The following is an 11846-nucleotide window of genomic DNA, read 5'->3' as shown; positions in this document are numbered from 1 at the left end:
AACGATGAAGATCTCAATGGTTTCCGAGCACGCCAGCCCGCTGGCGGCGCTCGGTGGTGTGGACGCCGGCGGTCAGAACGTGCACGTCGCCGCCCTGTCCGAGGCGCTGGCCGACCGGGGCCACGACGTCACCGTCTTCACGAGGCGGGACTCGGAGGAGCTCCCCGAGGCCGTCGTCGCCGGCCGCGGGGTCACGGTGGTCAACATCTCCGCCGGGCCCCACGCCCACCTGCCGAAGGATGAGTTCCTGCCCCACATGCCGGAGCTCGGGAGCGGCATCGCCGACTACTGGCGGCGCCATCCGGACGCGATCCCCGACATCGTCCACTCACACTTCTGGATGTCCGGGCTCGCGGCCCGCACCGCCCTCGACACCGCCGGGCTCACCGACACCCCGCTGGTGCACACCTTCCACGCCCTCGGCACGGTCAAGCGCCGCCACCAGGGCGCGGCCGACACCAGCCCCGCCGAGCGCGTCACGCTCGAGCCCCGGGTCGGGCAGACGGCCACCCACGTCATCGCCACCTGCAGCGACGAGGTCCGCGAGCTCGAGGCCATGCAGGTCAACCCCCGCCAGGTCTCCGTCATCCCCTGCGGCGTGGACCTCGACCTCTTCGGCCCGCAGGGCGAGGTGGAGGACACCGGCGGGAAGCGCCGTATCCTCTGCGTCGGCCGGCTGGTCCCCCGCAAGGGCATGGACCTGCTCATCCGGGCGCTGCCGTTGCTGGCCGAGCGCGGCTTCGACGACGTCGAGCTGCACATCATCGGCGGCGGTGGCGAGGTCACCGACCTCGACCACGACCCGGAGGCCCGGCGCCTGCGCGCCATCGCCCGGGAACTGGGGGTGGCGGACCGCGTGGTGCTGCGCGGCCAGGTCCCGCGCCCGGACATGCCCGCCGTGCTGCGCAGCGCCGACCTGGTGGCCTGCACCCCCTGGTACGAACCCTTCGGTATCGTGCCGCTGGAGGCCATGGCCTGCGGCGTGCCGGTGCTCGCCGCGAAGGTCGGCGGGCTGTCCGACACGGTCGTCGACGGGGTGACCGGACTGCACGTCCCCCCGCGCGATCCGGCGGCCGTGGCCGAGGCCGCCGCCGGCCTGCTGGCCGACCCGGCCGCCGCCGCGGAGATGGGCGCGCACGGCCTCCGGCGTGCCCGGGAACGCTACGCCTGGCCCGTCGTCGCCGAGGCCACCGAGGACACCTACCGCCGGCTGCTCGCCCGGCAGGACGCCCCGGCCCCGGCCCCGGGCCTGACGCAGACGACCACCTCCGGGGTCCTCCGGCTGCCGGTCCCCGACCGCACCGCCGACACCTGGGACGGCATCGACGGGAGCGGCTCAGACCGCAATGGCGAGCCCGCCGCGGTGACCACCCTGAGCGACGACGGGATCGGCGCGCACCTCGACGGCGTCGAGACGGCCGTTGCCTCGCTGCGCGCCCAGTCCTGCACGCTCGCGCGCTGGGGACGGGAGCTGGCGACGAAACTCTCCGCCGGGAACCGGCTGCTGACGGCCGGCAACGGTGGCTCGGCCGCGGAGGCCCAGCACCTCAGTTCCGAGCTGGTGGGCCGTTTCCAGGGCGACCGGCCGGCCTTCTCCGCCATCGCGTTGACCACCGACGCCTCGGCGGTCACCGCCATCAGCAACGACTACGGCTACGAGGAGGTCTTCTCCCGCCAGATCGAGGGCCACGCCCGCGCCGGGGACGTCCTGCTCCTGCTGACCACCAGCGGCACCAGCCGCAACCTGCTGCGCGCCGCCGAGACCGCCCGGAAGATGGGCGTGCGCGTGTGGGCGCTGACCGGTCCCGAGCCGAATCCACTGACCGTGCTGTGCGATGACGTCGTCGCCATCGACGCCGACTCGCCGAACGTGCAGGAGGCCCACCTGATGGCCATCCACGGCGTGTGCCGGGCCTTCGACGCCGAGGTCGCGCGTCTGACCACCCGCCGCACCGCGACCACCGCGGTCCCCGCCGCCACCGCGGTCGGTGCCCGCGGCTCCCGTTCCCGTACCCGCGACCGCTACCAGGAGGCATGACCGTGAACATCATTGTCGTCGGTGACGTCCTGCTCGACGTCGACACCGCGGGCGCCGCCCGGAAACTCTCGCCGGACGGGCCGGTGCCGGTCGTCGACGTCGGGGGCGAGTCCCACCGCCCCGGCGGGGCCGGCCTGGCGGCCCTCCTGCTCGCGGACGCCGGACACACCCCCACCCTGGTCACCGTCCTCGGCGAGGACGACCACGCCGCCCGCCTGCGCGAGGGCCTGGCCGGCATCGATCTCGTCGCCGGCCCCTCCGGTCAGCCGACCCCGGTGAAAAAGCGCCTGATCGCCGACGGTCACGTCGTCGCCCGGATGGACCTGAACTGCGCCGTGGAGACCACCCCGCGGTCCACCCCGGACATGCTGGCGGCCATCCGTTCGGCCGACGCCGTGCTGGTCTCCGACTACGGCCGCGGCCTGACCGACGACCCCGCGCTGCGGGAGGCGCTGCACGACGCCGCCACGCGGGTGCCGGTGGTGTGGGACCCGCACCCCAAGGGCGGCGCGCCCGTGGCCGGGGTCGCCGCGGTGACCCCGAACCTCGGGGAGGCGCGCGCCACCGCGGGGATCAGCGGCGAGGACACCCGCGAGGTCTCCCGGGCCGCCCAGCGGATGCTGGAGCTGTGGCCGGTGCGCGCGGCCGTCGTCACGCTCGGGGGCGACGGGGCGGCCGTGTTCGAACGCGGCAATGCCCTGCCCCAGTTCATCCCCGTGGCCGCGGCCACCGGCGGCGACACCTGCGGCGCCGGCGACCGCTTCGCCGGGGCGCTGACCGCACAGCTCGCCCGTTCGACGCCGCTGGCCCGGGCGGTCGAAGCCGCCGTCGACGACGCCGCCGGCTACATCGCCCGTGGCGGGGTCGCCACCCTGGGCCGCCCCGCCGAACGGGAACAGCCCGCCGACGAGCTGGCCGCCCGGCTGGCCGAGGTACGCGCCCGGGGTGGTGTCGTGGTGGCCACCGGCGGCTGCTTCGACCTGCTGCACGCCGGCCACGCCCGCACCCTGGCCGCCGCCCGCGGCCTCGGGGACTTTCTGGTCGTCTGCCTGAACTCCGATGACTCCGTGCGCCGTCTGAAGGGCGAGCACCGGCCGATCATGCAGGAGGGCGACCGGGTCGAGCTGCTCGAGGCACTCGAGTGCGTCGACGCGGTCGTCGTCTTCGACGAGGACACCCCCGAGACCGTACTCTCCGAACTCCGCCCCGACCTGTGGGTGAAGGGAGGTGACTATGACATCGACTCGCTGCCCGAGGCCAGGTTGATCCGGGGCTGGGGTGGACAGGCCGTCACCGTGCCCTACCACCCCGCCCGCTCCACGACCCGGCTCGCCGAGGCACTGCAGGCCGTGGGCTGACTCATCCGACGCCCGCGACCGCACCGAAGAAATCATCCACCGAAAGGACAACACTGACATGCAGCTGAACTCCCGCAAGGTCCTCATCACCGGCGGCGGCTCCGGACTGGGCCTGGCCTGTGCCGACGCCGTCTCCCGCGCCGGCGGCACCCCGATCGTCCTCGACCGGGACATCTCCGACGCCGGTGACCACCGCGCCCACGAGGTCGACGTCACCGACCGGGCCGCGCTCGAGAAGGTGATCACCGAGGTCGCCGAGGACCTGGGCGGCCTGGACGCGATCGTCGCCGCCGCCGGCCTGGACACCCCGGGTGAGCTCGACGAGATCTCCGCGGAGCAGTGGGAGCACGTGCTGGCGGTCAACCTCCTGGGCACGGTCTCCGCGGTGCGCGCGGCCCTGCCGTACCTGAAGCGGTCCCACGGCCGGGTGATCACCGTCTCCTCCACGCTCGCGCTCAAGGGCGCGGGCGGCGCGACGGCCTACAGCGCCTCCAAGTTCGGCGTCCGCGGCTTCAGCCAGGCACTGGCCGCGGAGCTCAAGGGCGAGGTCGGGGTGACCAACCTGATCCCGGGCGGCATGAAGACGAAGTTCTTCGACGGCCGCACCGAGCAGTACATGCCCCAGGACGACTCGCGGCTCAACGAGCCGGCCCGGGTGGCGGAGTCGATCGTCTACGCCCTGACCCAGCCGGAGAACGTGGAGATCCGCGAACTGCTCATCGCCAACGAGCTCGAGGACTCCTGGCCGTGATCCTATTCACCATCCATTAGCGCACGGACATCGGCGTACACCGCGGCGGGCTCAATGCCCGCCAGGAAGGAGGGATCGTGTTCACAGCGTTCCGCCGTCCAGCCCACCTGGGTGACATCGGCCCCGCACTCGGGGCAGTGCGTCACCCAGGACATGTGGGTGCGGTGCAGACCCCGGCCCAGGGGGCCGGCGTTGATCAGGTTGCCCAGCCAGAACAGTCCCACCGTGCGGGTGCCGACCGCCATGGCCAGGTGCCGCGGGCCGGAATCGTTGCCGAGCATCACGTCGCTGAGGGCGAGCACGCCCAGCAGCTCGGGCAGCGAGAGCTTCCCGGTCACGGAGGTGACCGTCGGGGCGGCCTCCGCCCCCTGCTCCCGCAGCCGGCGCCGCGCGACGTCGATGATCTCTTCCGCGGCGTCGGCGTCGCCGTCGTCGCCGACGATGAGCACCTGCCAGCCGTCGGCGGCGGCACCGGCGGCCACCTCACCGAAGTTCTCCGCCGGCCAACGGCGGCGCGGGTCGGTGGCGCCGGGGTGGATCGTCAGCAGTCCACGGGCGCCCGCGTCCCGGTGCCGCTCGGCCGCCTCCCGCTCCCCGTCGGTGACCTCGAGGCGGGCCTCGAGATTCCGGGCGGGCGCGCCGGCCAGGCCCGCGACCTCGAGGCCGCGCATCGCCTCGTTCTGGTAGTAGATGTACGGCAGATTGCGCTCCAGGGCCTCCGCGTCCGGCGTGCGGGTGCCCACCGTGTGACGCGCCCCCAGCTTCAGCAGGAACGGGTTGGAGTAGCGGCCACCACCGTGGATCTGGACCGCCAGGTCGAACTTCCGCTCCCGCATCCGCGCGAAGAAGTCCTCGAGGGCCGCCGGATCCTCAGGGCCGGGGCGCACGCCCTCCGCGAACGGCAGCACCACCACCTCGTCGACGGGACCGGGACGGCCCTCCAGCAGCGCCTTCGCGGCCGGGGTGCCCAGCACCGTCACCGTCGCCTCCGGGTAGGCGGCCGCCAGCGCGGCGATCCCCGGCATCGCGAACATCAGGTCGCCCAGGCCCCCGCCACGGAGCACCGCGATGCTCCTGACCCGGGAGAACCTGGTTCCCGCCTCCCCCACGAACGTTTCGACACTCGTCTCAGCCATTGCACCTTTCCCAGTTCTTCATCGTTTTCCAGTGAGTTTCAATGAGGAGGAAACCATGACCACAGTTGACCAGGCCACAGTCCGCAGGACCGAGCTCAGTGTAGTTGATCCGACCACCGGTGAGCCCGTGGGCACGCTACCCACGGCCGGGGAGAACGAGGTCGTCGACGCCGTGAGCAGGGCACATGCGGCACAGGCGGGCTGGGCGGCCACCCCGGCCGAACAGCGCGGCGCCTACCTCCACGCCATGGCCGACGCCCTCGCCGGGGCGGCCGAGGAACTGGCCGAGCTCAACCGCCGCGAGACCGGCAAGCTGCCGGCGGACTGCCGCGGCGGCATCGAGGCGGGCATCGGCACCCTGCGCCAGTACGCCGAGCTCGGGCCCGTCCACCGCGGGCACAGCCTGCGCGGGAACGACCTCGCCGCCGACTACACCGTCACCCGCCCCCGCGGCGTCGTGGCGGCCCTGACCCCCTGGAACGACCCCGTCGCCGTGGCCATGGGCCTGATCGGCGCGGCACTGGTCACCGGCAACACGGTCGTCCACAAGCCGAGTGAACGCAATCCGCACCTGGGGCTCCGGCTCGGCGAGGTCCTCTCCTCCGCCCTACCCGAGAACGTCCTGGTCACCGTGACCGGGGCCGGCGACGTCGGACGCATGCTCACCGCCGACGAACGTGTCAACGTCTACGCCCACGTCGGCTCCACCGCCACCGGCCGCGACATCGCCCGCGCCGCCACCGGGACCGGGGCCCACGTCATCCGCGAGAACGGCGGCAACGACGCCCTGGTCATCGACGAGACGGTCGACCCGGCGTGGGCCGCCTCCCAGGCCGCGATCGGCTGCTTCGTCAACGCCGGGCAGATCTGCACCTCCGTGGAGCGCGTCTACGTCCACCGCGCCATCGCCGACGAGTTCCTCACCGCGCTCGAGGCCGAGGCCGACGCCTGGACCAACGCCGAAACCCCCCAGCCGGTGGTCGACCGCCCCCACCGCGATCTGGTCCACGGCCAGGTCACCGCCGCCGTCGAGGCCGGTGCGCAGCTGGTCACCGGCGGACAGCTCCCCGACGGCCCCGGCGCGCACTACCCCGCGACCGTGCTGACCTCCTGCACCCCCGACATGGAGATCATGCGTGAGGAGACCTTCGGGCCGGTCGCCCCGGTCCAGGTCGTCGACAGCTTCGACGAGGGACTGGAACGGGCCGCCGATGACCGCTACGGGCTGGCCGCCACGGTGCTCACCACCCGCCTCGACCGGGCGCTGCGCGCGGTGAACGGACTGAAGGTGGGCACCGTCAAGGTCAACAACGTCTTCGGCGGGGCGCCGGGCGGGGCCGCGCAGCCGCACGGGGACTCCGGCGAGGGTTTCGGCTACGGCCCGGAGCTGCTGGACGAGATGACCACCACCTCGGTGGTGCACCTGGAGTTCCCCCAGTCCCCGGACAACGGGGAGCAGCGATGACCATCTCCACGAAGCACACGTCGACGGCGGGCGGCCAGCCGGGCAGCCGGGCGGATGCCCGCCCCGCCGCGGTGCGGGCCACCACCGAACTGAACCCGGACATGCCGCTGCAGCTGGCCGCCCTGGCGCCGACCGTCACCGTCATCGGCGACGTCATCCTGGACACCTGGATCTACGGCACCAGCGAGCGGCTGGCCCGCGAGGCCCCGGCCCCGGTGGTCGACCGCACCCACGAGGTCTTCGCCCCCGGCGGGGCCGCCAACACCGCCATGAATCTCGCCGCCCTCGGCGCGCGCGTACGCATGGTCGGTCTGACCGGCGACGACGACTCCGGGGCCCGGCTGCGCGAACTGCTCACCGAGGCAGGCGTGGACACCGAACTGCTCCTGGCCGATCCGGCGGTGAAGACGACCACGAAATCACGCGTCGTCGTCGACGGGCAGGTTCTGTTCCGGCTGGACACCGCCTGCGGTGAGGCCCCCGACGGCGCCCTGGCCCGCCTGGCCGACGCCGGGTGCGCCGCCGCCACCGACACCGACGCCGTGGTGGTCTGCGACTACGACGGCGCGGTGCACCGCACGGAACTGGCCACCCGGTTGGGCAGCTTGGCCGAGCGGCCGCTGGTGGTCGTCGACGCCCACGATCCACGCCACTGGGCGCCGGCCCGACCCGACCTGGTCACCCCGAACTGCGGGGAGGCCGAGGCGGTGCTGGAGGACCGGCTGGGGGCCGGGAAGGACCGTGTCGACGCCGTGGTCCGCCACCACGTCGATCTGCTGGAGCGCACCGGTGCCGGGCAGGTGGTCGTCACGCTCGACAAGGACGGCACGGCCCTGGTGGATGCCTCGGGCCTGGTGCACCGTACCTGGGCGAATCCGGCGACCGAGAAACAGGCCTCAGGCGCGGGTGACACCTTCGTGGCGGCGTTGACGCTGGCCCGGGCCGCGGACCTGCCGGTGCCCGCGGCGGTGGACCTGGCGCAGGCGGCGGCCGACGTCGTGGTCCACCGGCTCGGCACCTCGCTGTGTTCCACCGGGGATCTGGTACGCCACCTCAGCGACGTCCACGACGCGCTGGTGCCCACCGACGAACTGCTGGCCCGGGTACGCGAGCACCGCGCGGCGGGGCAGCGGATCATCCTGACCAACGGCTGCTTCGACGTGCTCCACCGCGGCCACACCGCCTATCTCAACAAGGCCAAGCAGCTCGGCGACGTGCTCATCGTCGCGGTCAATGACGATGACTCGGTGCGCCGGCTCAAGGGCCCGGACCGCCCGGTCAACCCGCTGTCCGACCGAGCCGGGGTATTGGCCTCGCTGAGCAGCGTGGATTACGTGACCTCCTTTTCCACCGACACCCCGATCCCGCTGATCTCCGAACTCGAGCCGGACATCTACGTCAAGGGCGGGGACTACACCCCGGAGATGCTCGCCGAGACCGCCGTCGTGGAGGCACACGGGGGCCAGGTCCGCATCATGGACTACGTCTCCGACCACTCGACGACCGCGGTGGTCGAGCGGATGCGCCGCCGGACGGCGCTCAACGGGGCGCTCAACGGGGAAGGAGGTGGCGATGCCCGCGCGTAGTTCCGCCCGGTGGGCCGCCCCGGACGGGGGGCACGACACTGAGGTGCCGCTGGAGGTGCTCATCCCCTGCTACGGGCGCACCCCGGAGCTGGCGGTCACCCTCGCCGGACTCGCCGGACAGACCGACGTCGACTTCGGCGTCATCCTGGCCGACCAGTCCGATGAACCGGTCTGGGAGACGCACTCGGTGGCCGCGATGCTCCGGGTGCTGCGGGCCCAGGGACGCCCCGTGCGCTGCGAGCGCAACCTGCCCCGCCGCGGCCTGGCCCAGCAGCGCCACTTCCTGCTCGAGCGCAGCCACGCCCCGCTCGTGCTCTTCCTCGACAGTGACGTCTGGCTCGAGCCGGGCACGCTGACCCGGATGCGCGAGGCGTTGTCCCGCTACGGGGGTGGTTTCATCGGCTCGGCCGTGCAGGGCCTGTCCTACCTGGACGATGAACGCCCGGCGCAGTGGCGCCCCTTCGAACTCTGGGAGGGGCGGATCGAACCGGAGCCCATCCCCGACTCCGGCCCGGCGCACGAGCGGTGGCAGCTGCACAATGCCGCCAACCTCTGCCACATCGCCGACCGGCAGGACTTCGGCGGGGAGGATTTCCTCGTCTACAAGGTCGCCTGGGTGGGCGGCTGCGTGCTCTTCGACCGCGCCCGGCTCATCGAGTGCGGGGGCTTCGACTTCTGGTCTGAGCTGCCCCCGGAGCACGCCGGCGAGGACGTGCTCGCCCAGTGGCGGGTGCTGGAACGCCACGGCGGCGGCGCGGTGCTGCCCTCGGGGGCCGTCCATCTGGAGGCCCCGACCACGGTGACCGACCGGAGCACCGAAGCCACCGAGCTACTTGACGGTAGTTTCGGGGGTGAGACCATCCCCGACCCCGGGTCCCACCCCGGCCGACAGTCCGATCCCCGATCATCCACCCCGACCCACCACCGCTGAAGGAGACCCTCATGCGAGTCGTAGTCATCGGCGCCACCGGAAACGCGGGTACCGCGGTCCTCCGGGCGCTCAAGGACACCCCCGAAGTCACCGAGATCATCGGAGTCGCCCGGCGTCTGCCCGACACCACCGTCGAGCCCTACTCCGGCTGCCGCTGGCGGACAGTCGACATCGCCGCCGCCAGCACCGCCGAGGACGTCGCCACCGAACTGGGTGAGATCTTCCGCGGCGTCGACGCCGTGATCCACCTGGCCTGGCTCATCCAGCCCAACGATGACCGCGAGCTGCTGCGCCGGGTCAACGTCGACGGCACCGAGCGCGTCGCCGCCGCGGTGGCCGCCGCCGGTGTGCCGCATCTCGTCGCCGCCTCGTCGGTCGGTGTCTACTCCCCCGACGAAGCCCGCGGCACCGGCGGCACCCCTCCCCTGCGCGATGAGGACTGGCCCGCCGGGGGCATCGCACCCTCCCACTACAGCATCGACAAGGCGGACCAGGAACGGGTGCTCGACCGGCTGGTCGCCGAGCACCCCGAGATCACGGTCACCCGACTCCGTCCGGCACTGACGTTCCAGGCCGATGCCGCCTCCGCGATCCAGCGCTACTTCCTGGGCACCCAGCTGCCCGTCCAGGCGCTGCGTGCGGGCAAACTGCCGGTCATGCCCGTGCCCAAGGGGCTGGTGGTGCAGGCGGTCCACTCGGACGACGTCGGTCGTGCGTACGCGGCGGCCGTCGTCAAGCAGGCGCCGGGCGCCTTCAACATCTGCGCCGATGACCTGCTCGGCCCGAAGGAACTGGCCGAGGTCGTGGACCACGGCCGGGTCATCGAACTGCCCCCGGCCGTGGTGCGCGCCGGTTTGGTCGCCGCCCACAAGTCCGGAATGGTCCCCGCCGACGAGGGCTGGCTCGACATGGGCATGCAGGTGCCGATGATGGACAACTCCCGGGCGAAACGGGAACTCGACTGGCAGCCCCGGCACACCGCCGCCGAGGCGCTGTCCGAGCTACTCGAGGGACTGATCGAGGGCCGTGGCCGGGCCACGCAGGTGCTGCGGCCCCGGGACCCGCAGGACGCCCCGGTGCCCGGCACCGGTGAGCCCGCCGGCCGCGGCGCCGACACAGGCGGCAGGCGGTCCCCGGACGACGGCCCCGAGGACCTGCCGGAAGAGTTCACCAAGGACCTGCTCAACCTCTACCTCTCGGACCACCTGACCGGCGCGACCGCCGGGGCGAACCGCATCGCCCGGATGGCCAATGATTTCATCGACACCCCGGTCTACGCCGAGCTGTCGACCGTGGCGGCCGAGGTCAGGACGGAACAGGCGTTCCTGAAGCAGCTGATCCACGATCTGGGGATGAAGCAGATGCCCTACCGGCAGGCGGTCGCCTGGGCCGGCGAACGGGTCGGCCGTCTCAAGGGCAACGGCCGGGCGCTCAGCCGCTCGCCGATGACGATGCTGCTGGAGACCGAGCTGATGCGCGGCGCTGTGCAGGGCAAGCTGGGCGGTTGGCAGACCCTCCGCGAGCACGCGGAGGATCTGAATCTGGACCCCGAGGTCTTCGATGGGCTGATCGAGGCCTCGCGGCGACAGATCGCGGCATTCGACGAGATTCATGCGTATGCTCGTATACGAGCGTTCCGTGATGACCGACACATCTTCTGGGATTAGATCACACGGCCCCGTTCACGCAGATAGTTACCGCGATAGAAAGGACAACACCATGGCTGACCAGGACAAGAACGCCGATCCGGAGCGGACCGACGAGGACGCCGCCACCCACTCCGGCAAGGACGCCGAGAAGCACCAGCAGGGCCCGAAGGACAAGCAGGAACTGGCCGACGAGTGGGGCGAGGAGTCCTTCCCGGGCAGCGATGCCCCGGCCAACTACTAGCCCCACCGGCACCGCACCGAAACCGACGCCCTGACCATCCCGGCAATCCGGCGGCGCGGCAGCGCCCGCCGGATCGCCGGGCGACGACCAGAAACGGACGAGACCGACATGCCCCACTCCGACGCCGCCGAGGCGGCCGCAGCCGCCACCGCCGCCGAGATTTCAACGCTGGCGGGCGAACACGGCTTCACGGTGGCGGTCGCGGAGTCACTGACCGGCGGCAAGATCGCCAGCCAGCTGTCCGCGGCACCGGACTCCTCCGAATGGTTCGCCGGGGGCGTCGTCAGTTACGAGACCCGGATCAAGTACGAGGTCCTCGGGGTCCCGGAGGGCCAGCCGGTGATCACCGAGTCGGCGGTGAAGGCGATGGCCGAGGGCGTCGCCGAGCTGATGACCGCCGACGCGGTGATCGCCGCATCCGGCTGCGGCGGTCCCGGTGAACAGGAGGGCAACCCGCCCGGCACGACGTGGCTCGCGGTCCTCGTCCGCGGCGAGATGCGCACTCAGCTGCACCACTTCCCCGGCGACCCGCCCGAGATCCTCGCCCAGACCGAGGACCGAGCCCTGGCGCTCCTGCACACCGGGATGCAGGCCACGGCTGACCCGTCCACCGGGGGCTGAGTTCCCGCCGGCTGTTCCACCACCACAACTTCATAACCGCTGCGCCCCACGCCACCCCGACGACCACCCT

Annotated in this window: 10 protein-coding genes and 1 pseudogene; 10 read left to right on the top strand and 1 reads right to left on the bottom strand. The window is 72.4% G+C overall.

Annotated elements, in window-relative coordinates; all coding sequences use genetic code 11:
• Window positions 1-4 precede the first annotated feature (4 nt).
• The 4 genes and pseudogenes from A605_RS16035 to A605_RS05565 all read left to right on the top strand — a co-directional run.
• Window positions 5-1243, top strand: a pseudogene (locus tag A605_RS16035) (glycosyltransferase); the annotation flags it as partial.
• 120 nt (window positions 1244-1363) lie between these two features.
• Window positions 1364-2038 (top strand): D-sedoheptulose-7-phosphate isomerase, encoded by a 675-nt coding sequence (locus A605_RS16030; protein WP_425277965.1) that lies wholly within the window; start codon window positions 1364-1366, stop codon window positions 2036-2038.
• Window positions 2035-3396 carry a D-glycero-beta-D-manno-heptose 1-phosphate adenylyltransferase gene (rfaE2, locus tag A605_RS05570; protein WP_015400526.1) on the top strand — a complete coding sequence of 454 codons (1362 nt, stop codon included), beginning with the start codon at window positions 2035-2037 and terminating at the stop codon, window positions 3394-3396. The genes A605_RS16030 and rfaE2 (A605_RS05570) overlap by 4 nt, the downstream gene beginning before the upstream one ends.
• A 58-nt stretch (window positions 3397-3454) precedes the next feature.
• Complete coding sequence (locus tag A605_RS05565; protein WP_015400525.1) at window positions 3455-4147, top strand: SDR family oxidoreductase; 693 nt, start codon at window positions 3455-3457, stop codon at window positions 4145-4147.
• A gap of 2 nt (window positions 4148-4149) precedes the next feature.
• Here the strand turns inward: A605_RS05565 and A605_RS05560 are convergent, their stop codons facing one another.
• Window positions 4150-5283 (bottom strand): glycosyltransferase family 9 protein, encoded by a 1134-nt coding sequence (locus A605_RS05560; protein ID WP_027004346.1) that lies wholly within the window; start codon window positions 5281-5283, stop codon window positions 4150-4152.
• Between the two features lie 55 nt (window positions 5284-5338).
• On the opposite strand from A605_RS05560, the gene A605_RS05555 reads away from it, so the two are divergent.
• From A605_RS05555 to A605_RS05535, 6 genes are all read left to right on the top strand, one after another.
• Complete coding sequence (locus tag A605_RS05555; RefSeq protein WP_015400523.1) at window positions 5339-6748, top strand: aldehyde dehydrogenase family protein; 1410 nt, start codon at window positions 5339-5341, stop codon at window positions 6746-6748.
• Window positions 6745-8334 (top strand): D-glycero-beta-D-manno-heptose 1-phosphate adenylyltransferase, encoded by a 1590-nt coding sequence (gene rfaE2, locus A605_RS05550; RefSeq protein ID WP_015400522.1) that lies wholly within the window; start codon window positions 6745-6747, stop codon window positions 8332-8334. Before A605_RS05555 ends, rfaE2 (A605_RS05550) begins: the two co-directional genes overlap by 4 nt.
• Window positions 8321-9265: a glycosyltransferase family 2 protein gene (locus tag A605_RS05545; protein WP_015400521.1), complete on the top strand. Its 945-nt coding sequence runs from the start codon at window positions 8321-8323 to the stop codon at window positions 9263-9265. The genes rfaE2 (A605_RS05550) and A605_RS05545 overlap by 14 nt, the downstream gene beginning before the upstream one ends.
• An 11-nt stretch (window positions 9266-9276) precedes the next feature.
• Complete coding sequence (locus A605_RS05540) at window positions 9277-10932, top strand: NAD-dependent epimerase/dehydratase family protein (RefSeq protein ID WP_015400520.1); 1656 nt, start codon at window positions 9277-9279, stop codon at window positions 10930-10932.
• A 52-nt stretch (window positions 10933-10984) separates the two neighbouring features.
• Window positions 10985-11155, top strand: a complete 171-nt coding sequence (locus tag A605_RS15615) for a hypothetical protein (protein ID WP_169331440.1) — start codon at window positions 10985-10987, stop codon at window positions 11153-11155.
• 108 nt (window positions 11156-11263) lie between these two features.
• Window positions 11264-11776 (top strand): CinA family protein, encoded by a 513-nt coding sequence (locus A605_RS05535; protein ID WP_015400519.1) that lies wholly within the window; start codon window positions 11264-11266, stop codon window positions 11774-11776.
• Window positions 11777-11846: the final 70 nt, after the last annotated feature.

Source organism: Corynebacterium halotolerans YIM 70093 = DSM 44683, assembly GCF_000341345.1.
GTDB lineage: Bacteria > Actinomycetota > Actinomycetes > Mycobacteriales > Mycobacteriaceae > Corynebacterium > Corynebacterium halotolerans.
Note: the sequence above shows the minus strand (reverse complement) of the source record. Positions and strands in the feature narration are given on the sequence as shown.

Bases quoted from the DNA above. Each gene is read 5' to 3' on its own strand.
- rfaE2 (WP_015400526.1), top strand. From the start codon at position 2,035: ATGACCGTGAACATCATTGTCGTCGGTGACGTCCTGCTCGACGTCGAC.
- A605_RS05565 (WP_015400525.1), top strand. From the start codon at position 3,455: ATGCAGCTGAACTCCCGCAAGGTCCTCATCACCGGCGGCGGCTCCGGA.
- A605_RS05560 (WP_027004346.1), bottom strand. From the start codon at position 5,283: ATGGCTGAGACGAGTGTCGAAACGTTCGTGGGGGAGGCGGGAACCAGG.
- A605_RS05555 (WP_015400523.1), top strand. From the start codon at position 5,339: ATGACCACAGTTGACCAGGCCACAGTCCGCAGGACCGAGCTCAGTGTA.
- rfaE2 (WP_015400522.1), top strand. From the start codon at position 6,745: ATGACCATCTCCACGAAGCACACGTCGACGGCGGGCGGCCAGCCGGGC.
- A605_RS05545 (WP_015400521.1), top strand. From the start codon at position 8,321: ATGCCCGCGCGTAGTTCCGCCCGGTGGGCCGCCCCGGACGGGGGGCAC.
- A605_RS05540 (WP_015400520.1), top strand. From the start codon at position 9,277: ATGCGAGTCGTAGTCATCGGCGCCACCGGAAACGCGGGTACCGCGGTC.
- A605_RS15615 (WP_169331440.1), top strand. From the start codon at position 10,985: ATGGCTGACCAGGACAAGAACGCCGATCCGGAGCGGACCGACGAGGAC.
- A605_RS05535 (WP_015400519.1), top strand. From the start codon at position 11,264: ATGCCCCACTCCGACGCCGCCGAGGCGGCCGCAGCCGCCACCGCCGCC.